This is a genomic window from Streptomyces malaysiensis subsp. malaysiensis (assembly GCF_040653035.1).
GTDB classification, from domain to species: domain Bacteria; phylum Actinomycetota; class Actinomycetes; order Streptomycetales; family Streptomycetaceae; genus Streptomyces; species Streptomyces malaysiensis.
The window spans coordinates 84,640-104,106 of the sequence record NZ_JBEZNG010000028.1; the positions used below are offsets into that span (position 1 = coordinate 84,640).

At 69.4% G+C, this 19,467-nt stretch carries 11 protein-coding genes; 4 read left to right on the plus strand and 7 right to left on the minus strand.

From position 1 onward, the window contains the following. Positions 1-156: 156 nt before the first annotated feature. Together AB0E24_RS37850 and AB0E24_RS37855 are read left to right on the plus strand one after the other, a co-directional pair. Positions 157-1,431: a glucarate dehydratase family protein gene (locus AB0E24_RS37850; RefSeq protein WP_359384073.1), complete on the plus strand. Its 1,275-nt coding sequence runs from the start codon at positions 157-159 to the stop codon at positions 1,429-1,431. Positions 1,432-1,657: 226 nt separating this feature from the next. Continuing rightward, positions 1,658-3,532 carry a glycoside hydrolase family 9 protein gene (locus tag AB0E24_RS37855; protein ID WP_359384116.1) on the plus strand — a complete coding sequence of 625 codons (1,875 nt, stop codon included), beginning with the start codon at positions 1,658-1,660 and terminating at the stop codon, positions 3,530-3,532. A 162-nt stretch (positions 3,533-3,694) separates the two neighbouring features. Here the strand turns inward: AB0E24_RS37855 and argG are convergent, their stop codons facing one another. The 7 genes from argG to AB0E24_RS37890 form a co-directional block, all read right to left on the minus strand. After that, positions 3,695-5,143 carry an argininosuccinate synthase gene (gene argG, locus AB0E24_RS37860; protein WP_069873042.1) on the minus strand — a complete coding sequence of 483 codons (1,449 nt, stop codon included), beginning with the start codon at positions 5,141-5,143 and terminating at the stop codon, positions 3,695-3,697. A 190-nt stretch (positions 5,144-5,333) separates the two neighbouring features. Next, entirely contained in the window at positions 5,334-7,529 is a 2,196-nt protein-coding gene (locus tag AB0E24_RS37865; RefSeq protein WP_359384076.1) for a discoidin domain-containing protein, read from the minus strand. A 75-nt stretch (positions 7,530-7,604) separates the two neighbouring features. Beyond that, positions 7,605-9,203, minus strand: coding sequence for a glycoside hydrolase family 13 protein (locus AB0E24_RS37870; protein WP_359384079.1), 1,599 nt, complete (start codon positions 9,201-9,203; stop codon positions 7,605-7,607). Positions 9,204-9,234: 31 nt separating this feature from the next. After that, entirely contained in the window at positions 9,235-10,110 is an 876-nt protein-coding gene (locus tag AB0E24_RS37875) for a carbohydrate ABC transporter permease (RefSeq protein WP_359384082.1), read from the minus strand. Then, positions 10,107-11,063, minus strand: a complete 957-nt coding sequence (locus AB0E24_RS37880) for a carbohydrate ABC transporter permease (protein ID WP_069873051.1) — start codon at positions 11,061-11,063, stop codon at positions 10,107-10,109. Before AB0E24_RS37880 ends, AB0E24_RS37875 begins: the two co-directional genes overlap by 4 nt. Positions 11,064-11,067: 4 nt before the next feature. Then, positions 11,068-12,411, minus strand: coding sequence for an ABC transporter substrate-binding protein (locus tag AB0E24_RS37885; protein ID WP_100808174.1), 1,344 nt, complete (start codon positions 12,409-12,411; stop codon positions 11,068-11,070). A gap of 225 nt (positions 12,412-12,636) precedes the next feature. After that, entirely contained in the window at positions 12,637-13,647 is a 1,011-nt protein-coding gene (locus tag AB0E24_RS37890) for a LacI family DNA-binding transcriptional regulator (RefSeq protein ID WP_359384087.1), read from the minus strand. Between the two features lie 394 nt (positions 13,648-14,041). Between AB0E24_RS37890 and AB0E24_RS37895 the strand changes: the two genes are divergently transcribed. Together AB0E24_RS37895 and AB0E24_RS37900 are read left to right on the plus strand one after the other, a co-directional pair. Continuing rightward, complete coding sequence (locus AB0E24_RS37895; protein ID WP_359384090.1) at positions 14,042-14,488, plus strand: hypothetical protein; 447 nt, start codon at positions 14,042-14,044, stop codon at positions 14,486-14,488. Positions 14,489-14,673: 185 nt separating this feature from the next. Further along, entirely contained in the window at positions 14,674-19,446 is a 4,773-nt protein-coding gene (locus AB0E24_RS37900; RefSeq protein ID WP_359384093.1) for a non-ribosomal peptide synthetase, read from the plus strand. Positions 19,447-19,467: the final 21 nt, after the last annotated feature.

The following is a 19,467-nucleotide window of genomic DNA, read 5'->3' on the forward strand; positions in this document are numbered from 1 at the left end:
CGATCGCCCGTTCGCCCAGGTCAATGGCTCCGGAAGCGATAATTCCATGCGGAATCACATGAGTTGCGACGGGTGTGTTCGCCCCCTCCTCGTCGGGGCGGCACCTTGGTATGGTTCACCCATCTACCACCCGTTCAATCATATGAATGGACGTCGATGTCTGACGGAGCAGCCCCGCGCATCACGGATGTCACCATCACCCCCGTCGCCTTCCACGACCCGGCCCTGCTCAACTCCGTCGGCGTCCATGAGCCCTTCGCGCTCCGCTCGATCGTGCAGATCCACACCGACGCGGGTCCGACCGGGCTCGGCGAGACCTACGCGGACGAACTCCACCTGGAGCGCCTCACGGCCGTCGGACACGAGATCGTCGGGCTGGACGCCTTCGCCACCGAGGAACTGAACCAGCGCGTCCAGCGGGTCATCGACCGCGTGGGCGGCGCGGGCGGCTCCGGGCTCACCGGCATGATCACCACCAGCAGCACCGTCGACCGCGTCGCCTCCCCGTTCGAGGTGGCGCTGCTGGACATCCAGGGCAAGGCCATCGGACGCCCGGTCTGCGACCTCCTCGGCGGCGCCGTGCGGTCCGCGGTCCCGTTCAGCGCGTACCTCTTCTACAAGTGGGCCGGTCACCCCGGCCGGGAGCCGGACTCCTGGGGCGAGGCCCTCGACCCCGATGCCATCGTGGCGCAGGCCCGGCGGATGGTGGACGACTACGGCTTCACCGCGATCAAGCTGAAGGGCGGCGTCAGGCCCCCGGAGGAGGAGATCGAGGCGATACGGGCGCTGCGCCGCGCCTTCCCCGACCATCCGCTGCGCCTGGACCCCAATGCCGTCTGGACGACGCGGACATCGGTGAAGGTCGGGCGCGCGCTCGACGGTGTGCTGGAGTACCTGGAAGACCCCACCCCCGGGATCGAGGGCATGGCCGCGGTCGCCCGCGAGGTCCCCATGCCGCTGGCCACCAACATGTGTGTGGTGGCCTTCGACGAGCTGGCCCCCGCGGTGGCCGCCGACGCCGTCCAGGTCGTCCTCTCCGATCACCACTACTGGGGCGGACTGCGCCGCTCCAAGCTGCTCTCCGGCATCTGCGACACCTTCGGCATGGGCCTGTCCATGCACTCGAACTCGCATCTGGGGATCAGCCTGGCCGCGATGGTCCACCTGGCCGCGGCCACCCCGAATCTCAGCTACGCCTGTGACACCCACTGGCCGTGGAAGACCGAGGACGTGATCGTGGACGGCGCGCTGGCCTTCACGGACGGCGCGGTGCCCGTCCCGGGCGCCCCCGGCCTCGGTGTGGAGCTGGACCCCGACGCGCTGGCGCGCCTGCATGAGCAGTACGTGCGCTGCGGACAGCGCAACCGCGATGACACCGGGTACATGCGGCGCTTCGACCCGTCCTTCCAGCCGGACCTCGCCCGCTGGTAGCCCCGCCGCCACCGCCCCTCACCTCGCGCGATACCTCGATCGAAGGAGGCCGGCCTCGGTCACCTGGTGTACCCGGATTTCGGCTAAGCGTACGAAGCCGCAGGCCAGGGCGGGTTCATAGCCTCTGGGGGACGGAAAAGACGCCGAACCCCGGAAGTGCTGAGTCGTGTCTCCTGCTCCTCGTGTACGGACCGCCCCTGACCGGACCGACCGCCGCCGCCGGCGCATGGTGTGCGCGGCGGTCGCCGCCGGGCTGACCCTCGGCGCCCTGACCGCACCCGCCGCGGGTGCCGTGGGCCACCACGCACGGCACGGCGCCGGGACGACCCTGCCCCAGGCCGCTCCCAAGCCCGACACCGGCTCGCCGGTGCGGGTGAACCAGGTCGGCTATCTGACCGACGGCCCCAAGAAGGGCACGGTCGTCACCAGCGCCACCAAGCCCCTGACCTGGACGCTCCGGGCCGCCGACGGCACCGAGCGGGCGAGCGGGACCACCACCCCCGCCGGTGTCGACCCGAGCTCCCGGCAGAACGTCCAGACCTTCGACTTCAGCAAGGTCACAAACGAGGGCAAGGGGTACACCGTCACCGTCGACGGCAAGAAGAGCGAGCCGTTCACCATTGGTGACCACCTCTACAGCTCACTGCGGAGCGACGCGCTGGCGTACTTCTACCACAACCGCAGCGGCATCAAGATCGACGCGGATCTCGTGGGGCCGAAGTACGCCCGTCCCGCGGGCCATGACAAGGCCGCCCCGCACCGGGGCGACACCGACGTCCCGTGCCAGGACGGTGTGTGCGACTACCGCCGCGATGTCTCCGGTGGCTGGTACGACGCCGGTGACCAGGGCAAGTACGTCGTCAACGGCGGTATCTCCGTGGCCCAGCTGATGTCCGCGTACGAGCGCACCCGCACCACCAAGGGCGCCGACGGCGCGTCGCTGGGCGACGGCCGGCTCCGGGTGCCCGAGCGCGGCAACGGCGTCCCGGACATCCTGGACGAGGCCCGCTGGGAGATGGAGTTCCTGCTGCGCATGCAGGTGCCCAAGGGCAAGCCGCTCGCCGGTATGGCCTTCCATAAGGTGCACGACAAGGAGTGGACCGGCTTCCCGACCCGGCCGGACCAGGACCAGCAACAGCGTGAGCTGCATAAGCCGTCCACCGCTGCCACGCTCAACCTGGCGGCCGCCGCCGCGCAGAGCGCCCGCCTGTTCAAGTCCTACGACCCGGAGTTCGCCGCCCGCTCGCTGCACGCGGCCCGGACCGCGTGGGCCGCGGCCAAGGCACATCCGAAGATCCTCGCGAGTGACAGCGACTCCACGGGCGGCGGCGCCTACGGCGACCAGTCCGTCGGTGACGAGTTCTACTGGGCCGCGGCCGAGCTGTTCATCACCACCGGCGACCACACCTACGCCAAGGCGGTGTTCGACTCGCCGCTGCACCGCGACGTCGGCGCGCTCTTCCCGCGCGGCGGCGGCATGTCCTGGGCCTCGACCGCGGGGCTGGGAGCGCTGGACCTGGCCACCGTCCCCAACAAGCTCACCGCACAGCAGCGCGCCGAGGTGCGCTCGATGGTGACGAAGGCCGCCGACCGCTACGCCGCGGACTCCGCGAAGTCGGCCTACGGCGTTCCGTACGCGCCGAAGGACGGCAAATACGAATGGGGCTCCAACAGCCAGGTGCTGAACAACATGATCGTGCTCGCCACCGCGCACGACCTGACGGACAAGCCCCGCTACCGCGACGCGGTGCTCCGCGGCATGGACTACCTGCTGGGCGCGAATCCGCTCAACCAGTCCTACGTCACCGGCTACGGCGAACGGAACTCGCACAACCAGCACCACCGCTTCTGGGCCCACCAGCTCGACCACAAGCTGCCGCATCCGGCACCCGGTTCGCTGGCGGGCGGCCCGAACTCCGGGCTCCAGGACCCGGTCGCCAAGGAGAAGCTGAACGGCTGCGCCCCGGCGATGTGCTACATCGACGACATCATGGCGTTCTCCACCAACGAGATCACCATCAACTGGAACGCGCCGCTGGCCTGGATCGCCACCTACGTCGACGGCCTGGGCGGCGGCACGGCAGGGCGGCCCGCGGGCTGACCCGGCCCGGCCGCTGCCCGGTCCGCACGGCGGCGCGGCGCCCCCGCATGGGGGTGCCGCGCCGCTTGGCGTCAGGGGCGGTCGACGGGTGACGTCGAACGGGTACGGCCAGGGCGCCCCGGAGCGGGGCACCCTGGCCGTTGTCACGGGTCGGACGGAGCGTCAGTCGGCGCCGAACTCCATCGCGGCCCGGTCGAGCAGCGTGTCCTCCCCCGACGCCTGGCCGCCCGAGGCGATCGCCTCGGAGGCACCCTGCGGCATCGCGCCGATCAGCCCGGTGGAGGCCGCCTGCGCGGCGCCGATCAGCGCCGGATGCGAACTGCCGACCATGCCGAGACCGGCGTACTGCTCCAGCTTGGCGCGCGAGTCGGCGATGTCGAGGTTGCGCATGGTCAGCTGGCCGATCCGGTCCACCGGCCCGAAGGCGGAGTCCTCGGTCCGCTCCATCGAGAGCTTGTCCGGGTGGTAGCTGAACGCCGGTCCGGAGGTGTCCAGGATGGAGTAGTCCTCACCGCGCCGCAGCCGCAGGGTCACCTCGCCGGTGATCGCCGCGCCCACCCAGCGCTGGAGCGACTCGCGCACCATCAGCGCCTGCGGGTCCAGCCAGCGGCCCTCGTACATCAGCCGGCCGAGCCGCCGCCCCTCGTTGTGGTAGGTGGCGAGGGTGTCCTCGTTGTGGATCGCGTTGACCAGCCGCTCGTACGCCGCGTGCAGCAGCGCCATGCCCGGCGCCTCGTAGATGCCCCGGCTCTTGGCCTCGATGACGCGGTTCTCGATCTGGTCGGACATGCCCATGCCGTGGCGGCCGCCGATGGCATTGGCCTCCAGCACCAGATCGACGGCGGAGGCGAACTCCTTGCCGTTGATCGTCACCGGCCGGCCCTGCTCGAAGCCGACCGTGACATCCTCGGCCGCTATCTCGACCGTCGGGTCCCAGAACCGCACGCCCATGATCGGCTCGACGATCTCGATGCCCGTGTCGAGGTGCTCGAGCGACTTGGCCTCATGGGTCGCGCCCCAGATGTTGGCGTCGGTGGAGTACGCCTTCTCCGTGCTGTCCCGGTAGGGCAGGTCATGGGCGACCAGCCACTCCGACATCTCCTTGCGGCCGCCGAGCTCGCTGACGAAGTCGGCGTCCAGCCAGGGCTTGTAGATCCGCAGGGAGGGGTTGGCCAGCAGGCCGTAGCGGTAGAACCGCTCGATGTCATTGCCCTTGAAGGTGGAGCCGTCGCCCCAGATCTGCACATTGTCCTCGAGCATGGCGCGCACCAGCAGGGTGCCGGTGACCGCCCGCCCGAGCGGGGTGGTGTTGAAGTAGCTGCGGCCGCCGGAGCGGATGTGGAACGCCCCGCAGGACAGGGCCGCGAGCCCCTCCTCCACCAGGGCCGCCCGGCAGTCCACCAGGCGGGCGACCTCCGCGCCGTACGTCGTGGCGCGCCCGGGGACCGAGGCGATATCGGGCTCGTCGTACTGGCCGATGTCGGCGGTGTAGGTGCAGGGCACAGCGCCCTTGTCGCGCATCCACGCGACCGCTACCGAGGTGTCGAGGCCGCCGGAGAAGGCGATCCCGACGCGTTCGCCGACAGGGAGGGAGGTGAGAACTTTGGACACAGCAGGAGTATGCAGTCTTCCGCATGATCATGCAAGGCTTGCTGGTGGTGGCCTTGACGAGCCCCTCATGCGGTCCGCACCCGTCCGATCCGTACCGGCTCCGGACCACATCCCGTCCCGCGCTCCGCCGGGCCGGGGACCCGAGGTGTCCGCTTGGTCCGGGGCGACGGCGAAGCGCGGGGGGTGGGGATCATGAGGAGGTCAGATACGCCTCCACCTCACTGACCTGGGCCGCCGGCCAGCCCGTGTTCCCGGTGACATTCAGCCTCAGGTAGCGCACATTGGTGCCGCCGGGCAGGGTGACGGTGACCTTGTTGCCGCTCGCCGGGTCGAAGCGGTAGCCCTGCGAGCCCACCACCGTCGAGTACGACGAGCCGTCGGTGCTGCCCAGTACCGACAGGGTCTGGGTACGGGCGCCCCAGGCCGCGGAGGGCGGCAGCTTCAGCACCAGCCGGCGCACGGCCTGACTGGAGCCCAGGTCCACGGTCAGGGCCTGCGGAAAGGCATTGTTGGCCGACTCCCAGTAGGTGTTGGCATCGCCGTCGACCGCCTTGCCGGGGGTGTAGACGTCCTGTGAGCCGGTCGCGGTGGCCGGACGGCCCTTGGCGAGGTTGCGGCCCGGGTCGGGCTCCGGGTTGCCCTGGCCGGGCTGGGGCCAGGCGGAACAGTCCGACCAGGTGCTGCTCCAGCCGGAGTTGCCGCCGCCTTCGCTGAGGCTGAAGGTGCCCGAGCCGGCCGGGAAGGGGCAGTTGTAGATGCCCGCGACGCCGACGCTGGAGGCGGTGACATTGCTGAACTTCGCGGCCCCCTGCGCCTCGGCCTGGACGACGACCGTTCCGGGGTTGGTCACGGTCGCGCCGGTCACATTGACGTTTTTGACCGCGTAGCCCCTGCCGCCGCCGGAGACGAACTCGAAGGCGCTGTACGGGCTGTCCGTGATGGTCGTGTTGGTGATGTTGACGGTGGCCTCGATGGCGCTGTCGTAGGAGTCGACGCGCAGGGCGCCCATCGGATGGCTCCAGTTGGGGTTCATGGCCCCCGCGCGGACGAGCGTGTTGCCGTCGACCGTGATCGTGCCGGCCAGCGGATGGAACGGGTCGAGGAACTTCTGGTTGGAGATGGCGATACCGCTGCCGAGGGCGTTGGTGTCGGAGATCAGGTTGTTCTTGACCGTGATGTCCGTACCGCCGTAGATCGCGATGCCATTGGCGAGGTTCGGCTGCGAGATGGTGTTGTTCTCGAAGCTGCTGTTGGTGTCCGGGGAGTTCAGCGACCACATGGCGAGCGAGTCGTCGCCCTGGTTGCGCAGGAAGTTTTCGCGGACCCGTACGCCCTTGGCGGAGCCGTTGAGGTTGAGGCCGTCGGCGGTGGTGTCGAGGATGCGGTTGTTCTCGATCACGAGGTTGTCGTTGTTGCCGGTCAGCCAGAGACCGACCTTCAGATGCTGGATCCACATGCCCGACACGCTGGAGCCCGGGCCGAGCGAGCCGTTGACGAAGTTGTCGGGGTTGGAGTCGACACGCTCGGTGACCTCGCCGATGACCGCGAAGTCCTTGATGTGGACGTTGCCTGAGGAGCCGGTCTGGTCGATGAACCGCGAGGTGTGCACGACGGAGTGCCAGCCGCCGGCGCCCTGGAGGGTGACGTTCTGGACACCGCTCAGGGAGGAGGTCAGCTTGTAGTCACCCGGCGGGATCCAGACCACTCCGCCCTGGGCGGCGGAGATGGCGTCCCGGAACGCCTGGGTGGAGTCGCCCTGCCCGCTGGGGTCGGCGCCCTTGGAGGTGACGGAGACCGATCCGGACGGCTGGGTGGCGGCCGCCGCCACCTGCTCGAAATCGGCCACATCGACGGCGACCTGGGTGTTCGCCGCCTCAAAGGCGATCTTGTCACCGGCCTGGACGTTCTGGCCGAGCAGCAGCCGGGCGTTGTCGTAGAGGTGGTGGGTCTTCGACCCCATGATCCAGCCGGTGTCCACATACGAGTACTTGGACGTGACCGCGAGGGTCTTGGCCAGCTTGGTGCCGTTGACATAGACGTTGAGGGTGCCCGACTGGCCGTCGGGCACGCTGTAGGCGACGTTCACCGCGTTGGCGGCGCGCGGTGCGGTGAACTCGACGCGCTGGCCCGAGGCGAGGCGGACGGCCTGGCGACCGGACGCCTCGGAGGCGAGTGTGCCCTGGGTGAAGTCGGGGCCGATCTTCGTACCCGTGGTGGTGGCCGACTCGGCCTCCACCGAGGTGAACGGGAGGGAGGCGCCCGCCGCCGCGTGGGCGGCCGTGGGGGTCAGGGTCACGAGCATGCCGGCGGCCAGGGCGACGGCCACGCCGATCGCGGACAAGCGCCTGGCCGATGCCGATGCCGATGCCGTGCTGTTGCTGTGCATGTGCTGATCCCTTCGTGGTGGGGGTGGTGGGATAGCGCGGTGCGGTGGGGGGTGGTGCGGTGCGGTGGTGGCGGCTCAGATGCGCAGCCAGGCCGCCGTGTCCTGGGGAAGTCGGCCATGGTCGTCCAGGGGGCCGCTGCTGAGCAGGAGCCGGGAGTCGCGGTGCAGCTCGGCGGGGGTCTCCGCGAGGTTGACCATGCAGACCAGGCCCTCGGTACGGGCGAAGGCCAGAACACCGTCGGCCGAGGGGAGCCAGGTCAGCGCCCCGTCGCCGAAACCGGGGGTGGTGCGGCGGATGCGAATGGCCTCGCGGTAGAGGCTGAGCATCGAACCCGGGTCCTCCGCCTGGAGACCGGCCGCGTACGCCGGCCAGTCCGCGGGCTGCGGCAGCCACGGCTCCTCCCGCGAGCCGAATCCGGCGTACGGCGCCTCCGCCACCCACGGCAGCGGCACCCGGCAGCCGTCGCGGCCCGGGTCGGTGCCGCCGGAGCGGAAGTGCATCGGGTCCTCGATACGGTCGCGCGGGATATCGGCCTCGGGCAGGCCCAGCTCCTCCCCCTGGTAGACGTAGACGGCGCCGGGCAGGGCCAGCGACAGCAGCGCGGCGGCCCGCGCCCGCCGGGTGCCCAGGGCGAGGTCGGTGGGGGTGCCGAAGACCTTGGTGGCGAAGTCGAACCCGGTGTCCTCGCGCCCGTAGCGGGTCACGGTGCGGGTCACATCGTGGTTGCACAGCACCCAGGTGGCGGGCGCGCCCACGGGGGCGTGTTCGGCGAGCGTCTCGTCGATCGATGTCCGCAGCCGCCGGGCGTCCCAGGGGCAGGCCAGAAAGGAGAAGTTGAAGGCGGTGTGCAGCTCGTCGGGGCGCAGATAGCGGGCGAAGCGCTCGCTGTCGGGCAGCCACACCTCGCCCACGAAGACGCCGCCGTACTCATCGGCCACTCCGCGCCAGGAGCGGTAGACGTCATGGAGCTCATCGCGGTCGACGTACGGATGCGGATCGCGGCCCTCGACGAAGTCGGGCAGCCGGGGGTCCTTGGCCAGCAGGGCGGCCGAGTCGATGCGGACGCCCGCGACACCCCGCTCGAACCAGAAGCGCAGGATGTCCTCGTGCTCCTGGCGCACCGCCGGATGGGCCCAGTTGAGGTCCGGCTGTTCGGGGGCGAACAGATGCAGATACCAGTCGCCGTCGGGCAGCCGGGACCACGCCGGGCCGCCGAACTCCGACTTCCAGTCGTTGGGGGGCAGTTCACCGTGGTCGCCGCGGCCCGGACGGAAGTGGAAGAGCTCGCGCTCGGGGCCGCCGGTGAGCGCGGCGCGCCACCACGGGTGCTGATCGGAGACATGGTTGGGCACGATGTCGACGATCGTGCGGATGCCCAGCTCCCGGGCCTCGGCGATGACCTTCTCCGCCTCGGCCAGGGTGCCGAAGGCCGGGTCGATGGCACGGTAGTCGGCGACGTCATAGCCGCCGTCCTTCATGGGCGACTGGTACCAGGGGCTGAACCACAGTGCGTGGACGCCGAGTTCGGCGAGGTACGGCAGCCTGGCGCGGACGCCCGCGAGGTCGCCGGTGCCATCGCCGTCCCCGTCGGCGAAGCTGCGCACATACACCTGGTAGATGACGGCGGAGCGCCACCAGTCGTGGGGTGTCCGGGCAGGGGTGCGCTGGGCCACGGTGGGTGCCTTTCTGTCGAGGGGAGCGGTGTCAGCCCTTTGTGCTGCCCGCGCTGATCCCGGCGATGATGTGCCGCTGGAAGAGGAGGAACAGCGCGACCATCGGGATGCTGGCGATGACCATCGCGGCGATGAGCACGGTCAGCTGGATGTTCTGCGACAGCTGGACGAGTGCCACGCTGATCGGCTGCTTGCCGGTGTCGGAGAAGACCATCAGCGGCCACAGGAAGTCCTGCCACACCGCGACCAGCGCGAAGATCGACACAACGCCGAGCACCGGACGCGACATGGGCAGCACGATCGACCACAGGGTGCGCAGCTTCCCGGCGCCGTCGATCTCGGCGGCCTCCAGGACATCGCGCGGGATCTGGTCGAAGAACCGCTTGAGGAGATAGAGGTTGAAGGCGTTGGCGACGGCCGGCAGCCAGATCGCGAGCGGGTCGTTGAGCAGACTGGTGTGGATCAGCGGCAGGTCGGCGACGGTCAGGTACTTCGGCACGACCAGCGCCTGGGCCGGGACCATCAGCGTGGCCAGGATGCCGCCGAGGATCACCTTGCCGAAGGCGGGCCTCAGCTTGGACAGGGCGTAGGCGGCGGCCGTGCAGAGGACCAGCTGGAACAGCCAGGCGCCGGCCGCCTGGACCACCGTGTTCCACAGATGCTGCGGAAGCTGCATCAGGTCCCAGGCGTCGGTGTAGCCGCTGAAGCGCCACTGCTCGGGGACGAGGGTGGGCGGGGTCTTCGCCACCTCGTCCGGCGACTTCATCGCACCGGTCACCATCCAGTAGACCGGGAAGAGGAAGGCGATCACGAACAGCACCAGCACGGCGGTGAAGACCGTCCAGTAGACGGCCCTGCCGCGGGGGCGGGCCAGGGCGGCGGGGGAGACGAGGGTCCGGGTGCTCATACGTCGTCCTCCCCGGAGCGGGTCAGCCACAGATAGAGGGCGGAGAAGGCACCGAGCAGCACGAGCAGCATGACGCTCAGCGCACAGGCGCCACCGAAGTCGTTGTAGAGGAAGGCGTACTTGTAGATCAGGTACAGGACGGTGACCGTGGCGTTTTCCGGGCCACCGCCGGTGATCACGAAGGGCTCGGTGAAGACCTGCATGGTCGCGATGATCTGCAACAGCATCAGCATGAGGATCACGAACCGGGTCTGGGGGATCGTGACATGCCGGATGCGCTGGAGCAGTCCCGCGCCGTCCAGTTCGGCCGCCTCGTACAGCTCACCGGGGATGGACTGGAGCGCCGCCAGATAGATCAGGACGGTGCCGCCCATATTGGCCCAGGTGGCGACGATGACGAGGGAGATCAGGGCGGTGTCGGCGCCGTTGGACCAGTTCGAGGTGGGCAGATGGGCAAAGCGCAGCGCCTCGTTGGCCAGCCCGGCACCGGGGTCGTAGAACCACTTCCACAGCAGGGCGCTGACCACCGGCGGGATCATCACCGGCAGATAGACCACGACCCTGAAGAACGCCTTGGCGTGCCGGAGTTCATTGAGCACGAGCGCGAGCAGGAACGGGATCGCGAAGCCGATGAGCAGCGCCAGCAGGGTGAAGGTGAGGGTGTTCCGCCAGGCCGCGGTGAACTCCGGATCGTCCAGCACCCGGGTGAAGTTGGCGGTGCCGACCCATTCGGGTGAGGAGCCGGGGGTGTACTTCTGGAAGGCGATCACCACCGCGCGGATCGCCGGATACCAGGAGAACAGCGCGAAGCAGAGCAGGCCGCCGAGGAGGAAGCCATAGGCACGGGCCTGGTCGGCGAGGCGGCGCCGCCCCCGACCCCCCGCCGGGGGCGGCGCCTGTACCGGGGGCACGGCGATCGCCTCGGCGGGCGGCCGCGCAGTGGTTTCGGTCATCGGGTCAGCCCCGGGCCAGGATGTTGTCGATCTTGTCGGAGGCTTCCTCGATGAGCTTGTCGATATCGGCGTCCTTCTTGGTCAGGACGGCGGAGACGGCTCCGTCGAGCACGGAGTAGATCTGCTGGGCATGCGGCGGCTCGATCTTCATCCGCAGCTTCTGGTTGCCGTCCAGGAAGGTCTGGTAGTTGTCCACCGGGACATTGGCGTTGGCCTTCTTGATCTGCTGGTCCTTGGCGTCGGCGGCGCCGGTGAACAGCCGCGGCTCGGGCAGGCCCACCGGGGCGTCCTTCTTCTTGGCGCGGACGTAGTCGCCCAGGAAACCCTTGCCCGGGGTGAGGAACATGTGGTCGAGCCACTTGAGGCCGGCCCGGATCTGGGCGGGCGTGTCGTTCTTGTGGAACATATAGCCGTCGCCGCCGATGAGCGTGCCCTCGCCACCGGGCATGGGGGCGATGGCGAGGTCCTTGTAGTTGCCGCCCTTCTCCTTCACCAGGATCGGGAGGTTGTCGGGCGCGGCGAGGTACATGCCCAGCTTGCCCGAACCCATCATCTGCTGGGCGTCGTTGATGACGAGGAGCTGCTTGCTGCCCATCGAGTTGTCCGTCCAGCGCATGTCGTGCAGGTTCCGCAGGACGGCGCGCGCCTCGGGGGTGTCGATGGTGGCCTTCTTGCCGTCGGGGCCGACCACGTCGCCGCCCTGTGAGTACAGCTCGGCCGTGAAGTGCCAGCCGCCCTGGTTCTGTGCGCTGTAGTCCGCGTAGCCGACCGTGCCGCCGCCCAGCGCGGCGATCCTCTTGGCGTCGGCGCGGACCTCCTCCCAGGTCAGCGGCGGCTTGTCGGGGTCGAGTCCGGCCTTCTCGAAGAGCTTGCGGTTGTAGATCAGGCCCATCGAGTAGCCGGTGCGCGGGATGCCGTAGACCTTGCCGTCGGCCGTGTAGATGTCGCGTAGCTGCTTCTGGAGGGTGGAGTAGCTCTTCAGCTCCTTGATGTACGGAGTGAGATCGGCCGCCTGGTTGATGTCGACGACGTGCCTGGCGTCGGTGAAGTACGTGTAGAAGACGTTCTCCATCTGGCCGCCGGCCAGCTTGGCGTCGAAGGTCTTCGGGTCCTGGCAGGGGAACGCGTCATGCGCGACGACGTCGATGTCCGGGTTCTGCTTCTCGAAGGAGGCGATGTCCTCCTCGAAGAACTCGCGGTCGACCTTGGCGCTCTTGGGCGGCATGCAGTTGACCGTGATACGCGTCTTGCCGCCCGATGAGCCGTCGTTCGACCCGCCGCACGCGGTGAGGACGAGGGAACAGGCGCTGAGCGCGATGAGAGAACGGCGGAACCCGGTGCTTCTCATGGGTGGACCCCTCTGTACAGGAGCAGGGAAGCCCCACGGCCGCGAGCGGGGCGCACACAACCGTGAGTGCGCCGCACACTCAAGCACCGTCGACATGAGGTCGCAAGATGTCGCGTAGATTCTGTAATTATTCAACTGCGCTGTGAATCCCGTGGATTGAGCCCGTCGGCTGCCTTTCGGCCGGTGCGTCGACCGCCCGGCGGCCGCCTCCCGACGGGCCCGCTCTCACTCCCCTGTCCCACCCCGGGGCGCCTGGGCGGTGGAGCCGCGCACCACCAGCTCCGGTTCGAACAGCAGCTCCTCGGCCGGTACGGCCGCCCCGCCGATCTGCGCGTTCAGCAGCTCGACCGCCGCCCGGCCCATGGCCTCGATGGGCTGCCTGACGGTGGTCAGCGGCGGCTCGGTGCAGTTCATGAACGCGGAGTCGTCGTAGCCGACCACGGACACCCGCGACGGCACGCCGAACCCCTTGCGGCGCGCCGCCCGGATCGCCCCCAGAGCTAGTGGGTCGCTGGCGCAGATGATCCCCGTGACCCCCCGGTCGATCAGCCGGGAGGCCGCGGCGTGACCGCCCTCGATGGAGAAGATCGCCCGGGCCACGCACTCGTCCGGGAGATCGCCTGCGACCGCCCGCGCGGCGGCCAGCTTGCGTGCCGACGGCATATGGTCACCGGGCCCGAGCACCAGCCCGATCCGCTCATGGCCCAGCGAGGCCAGATGCCGCCACGCCTGCTCCAGGGCCACGGCGTCGTCACAGGAGACGCCGGGGAAGCCGAGATGTTCGATGGCCGCGTTGACCAGCACCACCGGAATGTTGCGCTCGGCGAGCAGCCGGTAGTGCTCATGCGGCGCGTCGGCCTGCGCGTACAGCCCGCCCGCGAACACCACCCCGGAGACCTGCTGTTGCAGCAGCAGTGCCACGTAATCGGCCTCGGATACCCCGCCCTTGGTCTGGGTGCACAGCACCGGAGTCAGCCCCAGCTGTGCCAGCGCCCCGCCGATGACCTCGGCGAAGGCCGGGAATATGGGGTTCTGCAACTCGGGCAGGACCAGCCCCACCAGCCGGGCCCGGTTGCCCCGCAGCTGTGTGGGCCGCTCGTAGCCGAGGACGTCCAGCGCGGACAGCACCGCCTGCCGGGTGGCTTCGGAGACCCCGGGCTTGCCGTTGAGTACCCGGCTGACCGTGGCCTCGCTGACACCGACCTTCTTGGCCACTTCAGCAAGTCGTCGCGTCATGCACGCAAGCGTAGCGCAAGTACTGCAAGTGGCTTGCGTAAGAGGGGTGTAGAACGTGTGACTCCGGCGGCTGGCCCCCGGCCTCATCGCCGTTGCCCGGGTGCTGGGCGTCGATGATGCCGGACCGATGGGATGCCCATGCCCGCCGACGTCGGCGGGTATGGCCTTGGCGAGGCGGTGGCCCACCGCGTACGGAGGGCCGCCCATCGCGTACGGGCGGGCCGAGTGGAAAATCGCCGCGGCGCCGCTGACGTGCGGATCAGGTGGGCTGGTGAGTTCGCGCAGGTCGGCAACTCGCCCTAATTGCCGCCCCAAAAGTATGGGTTGACAGCGGATCAGCCAACGATCTAGGTTCCCTTCGAGGGGGCTCGTTGGACGGGGGACGGGGGCTGTAGTGAGTGTTTCGGAGTTGCGTGCGTCCGATATCACCCGGACGGCGCGGCTGGTCGGATGTGCTGCGTTAACGGACCGAACCATCGCCCGGTTGACCTCCGGGATTGCCGCCTCGGGCCGCGGGGAAAACGACCACCCGGCGTGGCGTGGCGGATTTATCGGCGAAATCGACGCCCAACGCACAGCCGACGCCGCGGTCGACGCCGGTCATAAGGCCCGCGCCGGTCACACGGCGAGTCTCGGTGAGTGGGCGGGCTTCCTCGGGCCATGGAACGAACAGGCCCGTGTCGAGGGCGAGCGCCGACAGTCGGCCGAGTCCACCGTATTCAAGTCCCTCGACTCTCTCGGCTCCACCGCCGCCATGGGATTCACACTCGAAGACCACATCGCATTCGATCTCTTTCCCGGATCCGCCACCGAACGCAATCCCGGCTGTATCACCCTTTAAGCCGTACCGCCTTTTAAGAAGTGTCCATATGCGGCTCTCCGCCGTGTGGGCTTACGTCATCGGTCGGCGAGCGACAGCGACAGCACCAGCGCAATAACCGCGAAAAGCAATTTCCATCAGTCGTCGGGGAAGGCTGTGTTGTGGGGCATTCAGGCGCGCCCAAATCCCGTGGTCTCAGCGCGGCCATGAGCAATCTCTTCGAGCGGACCAGGAGAAACGAATCCACCGGCATTGTGCCGGTCGACCGGGGCCGGGAGCTGAGGGCGTCGTTCGCCCAGCAACGGCTGTGGTTTCTCGACCAGTTGGAACCCGGCAACGCCTCGTACAACCTCCCCTTCGCGGTGCGGGTGCGCGGCCGCCTGGACATCCCTCATCTCTCCCGGGCCCTTTCGCTCGTGGTCGCCCGGCACGAGGCGCTGCGCACCACCTTCGGCGAGGCCGGCGGTCAGCCGGTGCAGCGGATCCAGCCCCCCGCCCCCGTCCCGGTGCGCCTCGAACCGGTGCCCGGCGACTCCGAGGAGGAGCGGCTGGCGGAGGTCCGGCGGCTGGCCGGAGCCGAGATCACCGAGCCCTTCGACCTGAGCACCGGACCCCTGCTGCGAGCCAAGGCGCTGCGACTGGACGAACACGACCACGTCCTGCTGCTGACGTTGCACCATGTGGCGACCGACGCCTGGTCACAGGGCATTGTGGTGCGTGAGCTGTCCGCCGCGTACGAGGCGCTGGACGCCGGGCGCGAGCCGGTACTGCCCCCGCTGCCCGTGCAGTACGCCGACTATGCGGAGTGGGAGCGCGACTGGCTGTCCGGCCCGACCCTGCGCCGCCAGCTGGACTACTGGACGAAGCGGCTGGACGGCATGGCGCCCGCGCTGGAGCTGCCCACCGACCGACCCAGGCCCTCGGTCGCCCGCCAGGAAGGCGACGCGGTGCGCTGGGAGTTGCCGGCCGAACTGATCCGGGCGGCTCGCCGACTGGGCGCCGGGGAGAACGCGACCCTCTATATGACCCTGCTGGCCGCCTTCCAGCTGGTGCTGGGCCGGTACGTGGACAGCGACGACATCACGGTGGGCACCCCCGTGGCCAACCGGGGCCGCGCCGAGGTCGAGGGCCTCATCGGGTTCTTCGTCAACACCGTGGTGCTGCGGACCGATCTGTCCGGCGACCCCACCTTCCGCCAACTGCTGGGCCGGGTCCGCGACATGGCGGCCGGTGCCTTCGCCCATGGCGACCTGCCCTTCGAATATCTGGTGGAGCAGGTGCACCCCGAGCGGGACCTGTCGCGCAACCCGCTGGTCCAGGTGCTCTTCCAGATGATCAACGTACCGGCGGAGCGGCTCGCCCTGCCCGGCGCGCGGACCGAGCCCTACGACCACGGCGGCATCCTCACGCGAATGGATCTTGAGGTCCATCTCGTCGAGATCGAGGACGGAGTTCTCGGACACATCGTCTTCAGCAAGGCCCTGTTCGACACGAGCACCATTGAACGGCTGCTGCACCACGTCACCGTCGTCCTCCGGGGCGTCCTGGCCGAGCCGGACCGGCGCATCTCCGAGATCTCGCTGCTCGACGAGGCGGAGCGGACGAAGGTCCTGGAGGAGTTCAACGCGACCACGGGCCCCGTACCCGCCGGATCCCTGCCCGCGCTCTTCACCGCCCAGGTCGAGCGCCGCCCCGATGCGGTGGCCGTGATCAGCGGTGGTGACCGGGTGACCTACGCCGAGCTGGATCAGCGGGCGAACCAGCTCGCCCATCTGCTGGAGGGACGGGGGGTCGGCCCCGAGACCCTGGTCGGGCTCTGCGTCGATCGCGGCATCGAGATGATCGTGGCGATCCTCGCGATCCTCAAGCTGGGAGCGGCCTATGTGCCGATCGATCCCAACCACCCCCGGGACCGTGTCCAGTTCGTCCTGGCCGACGCCGGGGTGACCGTCGCCGTCACCCAGCAGCGCTTCACCGGCCTGCTCGAAACGCCGGAGGCACCTGGGAAGCCGGAAGTATCCGGGACACATGGGGTGCCTGGAGCAGCACCCGGGGCGCCCGACGCGCCCGAGGCATCCGGGACGCCCGATGCGCCCAGGGCGCCCGGGATCCGGCTCATCCTGCTCGACGCCGAGCGCGAACCGCTCGCCGGGCAGCACCGGACCCCGCCCATGGCACGGCCCAGCGCCCAGAACCTCGCCTATGTCATTTACACCTCCGGCTCCACCGGAGTCCCCAAGGGCATCCTCATGCCCGCCACCTGTGTGCTCAACCTGGTGGCCTGGCAGAAGAAGGCCCTGCCGATCGGTCCCGACGCCAAGACGGCACAGTTCGCCACGCTGACCTTCGACATCTCGTTGCAGGAGATCTTCTCCGCGCTGCTGTACGGCGAGACGATCGTCGTCCCCGGCGAGGAACTGCGCATGGACCCCGTCGAGTTCGCCACATGGGTCCACACCAACGAGATCGACCAGCTCTTCGTCCCGAATGTGATGCTGCGGGCGATCTCCGAGGAGGTGGATCCGCACGGCACCGAGCTGGCCGCACTGCGCCACCTCTCACAGGCAGGCGAACCCCTCTCCCTCCACCACGATCTGCGCGAGCTGTGCGCCCACCGCCCCGAGCTGCGGCTGCACAACCACTACGGCCCCAGCGAAGCCCATGTGGTGACGTCGTACTCGCTCCCCGCCGAGGTGGCCGAGTGGCCGCTCACCGCACCCATCGGCCGCCCGATCGGCAACACCCGGGTGTATGTGGTCGACCGACGGCTCCGGCCCGTCCCGGTGGGGGTGCCCGGCGAGCTGTGCGTGGCCGGAGAGGGTCTGGCCAGGGGCTATCTCGGCCGCCCGGATCTGACCGCCGCCCGGTTCGTGGCCGACCCGTTCCGCGGCGATGGATCGCGTATGTACCGCTCCGGCGATCTGGTGCGCTGGCTGCCCGACGGCAACCTGGAATTCCTCGGCCGGATCGACGACCAGGTGAAGATTCGTGGCTTCCGGATCGAACCGGGCGAGATCGAGGCGATCCTCGCCCGCCACCAGGACGTTCTGCACACGGCCGTGATGGTGCGCGAGGACACCCCCGCCGACAAGAGGCTGGTGGCCTATGTGGTGGCCGACGCCACCGCCGCGGACCGGCCCGGCCGGCTGACCGAGAACCTGCGTCGGTACGTCGAGTCCGCGGTGCCCGAATACATGGTGCCCTCGGCGTTCGTGCTGCTGGACACCATGCCCGTGACCTCCGGCGGAAAGATCGACCGGAAGGCGCTGCCCGCTCCCGATCTGCGCACCGTGCTCGAGGTCGGCTACGTCGCCCCCCGCACCCCCGAGGAAGAGGCCGTCTGTCGGGTCTACGCGGATCTGCTCGGCGCCACCAGGGTCGGCATCGACGACGACTTCTTCGCACTGGGCGGCCATTCCCTCATCGCCACCAGGGTGGTCGCCAGGCTCAGGTCCGCCCTCGGCATCGCCGTACCGCTGAAGGCCGTCTTCCAGCAGCGCACCCCCCGACAGCTGGCGGCCACGCTCACCGCCGCGGCCCGCTCCGGTCCCGAACCCGAGCTGCCGCCGCTGATTCCCACGCGGCGCGACCGGCCCATCCCCCTCACTTTCGCACAGCAGCAGACGGACCTCTTCTTCGGCGATGTCCTGGACGCCGGGCACTGGAACATCCCCATGGCGGTGCGGGTGTCGGGCGAACTGGACCTCGACTGCCTGCGCCGGGCGATGGACCTGCTGATCGACCGCCACGAGGCCCTGCGCACCGCCTTCGTCAGGGAAGCCGACGGATACGTCCAGGTGATCCGGCCGAGCGCGCCGGTCCAGGTGGAGGTGGCCGAGGCGCGGGACGAGGCCGAAGCCGCGGTACTGGCCGGTCAGGAGGCGGCCCGCCCCTTCGACCTCACCCGCGGCCCGCTGGCGAGACTGCGCGTGCTGCGGCTGGCCGAGTCCGACCATGTGCTGGTGCTCACCCTGCACCACCTGGTCACCGACGGCTGGTCCCAGGGAGTGCTGGTCCGCGACCTGTCCATCGTGTACGCGGCACTGCTGCGCGGCAGCGAACCCGATCTGCCACCCGTACCCGTCCAGTACGCCGATGTCGCGAGCTGGGAGCGGAAGTGGTTGCACGGTCCGCTGCTGCGACGCCAACTCGACTTCTGGAAGCGGCATTTCGAGGGCATGGCCCCCGCCGAACTGCCCACCGACCGGCCCCGCGCCGCATCGGCCCGCTACGAGAGCGACATCTTCCGCTGGCGACTGCCGAAGGACGCAGTCGAGACCGCCCGACGGCTGGGCGAATCGTCCAACGCCACCTTGTACATGACGCTGCTGACCGCCCTGAAGGTGGTCATGTCCGCCCGCTCGGACAACCAGGACGTCCTCGTCGGTGTGCCCACGGCCAACCGGGGCCGGGACGAACTGGAGAACACGGTGGGCCTCGTCTCCAAGATGCTCGCGCTGCGCACCGAAGTGTCCGGCACCACGGACTTCGGCACGCTGCTGGCCACGGTGCGCGATGCGATGTCCGACGCCCATACACACCAGGACGTGCCCTTCGTGTCCGTTCTGAAGCACATCGGCGAACACACCGGTGGCCTCGTCGGCGGCCCCGCTGGTGAGCACACCGATGACCGCGTCGGCGGCCGGGCCGGGACGCGGCTGTCGGACGATCCACCGGTGAAGGTGATCTTTCAGATCGTCAACACCCCGCCGCGGCCACTCCGGCTCACCGGACTGACGGCCGAGCCGTTCCTGATGACCCACCCGCCGGTGACCGTCAACGTGGACATGGAGATCGACCTGTACGAGAGCGCGGAGGACGGCGGTCTCGCCGGCACCGTGCTGTACAGCAAGTCCCTCTTCGACCGTGCCACGATCGAGCGGTTCTGTGACGACGTGGTGGCGGTCGTCTCCGCAGCCGCCGCGGATCCCGGACGGCCGGTCTCACAGGTGTGGCAGGGCCGAGGTCGCGACCAGTGAACCATCCCGACCCCGAGAACG

Excerpts from the sequence above, each read along its gene's own strand:
- AB0E24_RS37850 (WP_359384073.1), top strand. The coding sequence starts at position 157 with ATGTCTGACGGAGCAGCCCCGCGCATCACGGATGTCACCATCACCCCC.
- AB0E24_RS37855 (WP_359384116.1), top strand. The coding sequence starts at position 1,658 with ATGGTGTGCGCGGCGGTCGCCGCCGGGCTGACCCTCGGCGCCCTGACC.
- AB0E24_RS37865 (WP_359384076.1), bottom strand. The coding sequence starts at position 7,529 with ATGCACAGCAACAGCACGGCATCGGCATCGGCATCGGCCAGGCGCTTG.
- AB0E24_RS37875 (WP_359384082.1), bottom strand. The coding sequence starts at position 10,110 with ATGAGCACCCGGACCCTCGTCTCCCCCGCCGCCCTGGCCCGCCCCCGC.
- AB0E24_RS37880 (WP_069873051.1), bottom strand. The coding sequence starts at position 11,063 with ATGACCGAAACCACTGCGCGGCCGCCCGCCGAGGCGATCGCCGTGCCC.
- AB0E24_RS37885 (WP_100808174.1), bottom strand. The coding sequence starts at position 12,411 with ATGAGAAGCACCGGGTTCCGCCGTTCTCTCATCGCGCTCAGCGCCTGT.
- AB0E24_RS37890 (WP_359384087.1), bottom strand. The coding sequence starts at position 13,647 with ATGACGCGACGACTTGCTGAAGTGGCCAAGAAGGTCGGTGTCAGCGAG.
- AB0E24_RS37900 (WP_359384093.1), top strand. The coding sequence starts at position 14,674 with ATGAGCAATCTCTTCGAGCGGACCAGGAGAAACGAATCCACCGGCATT.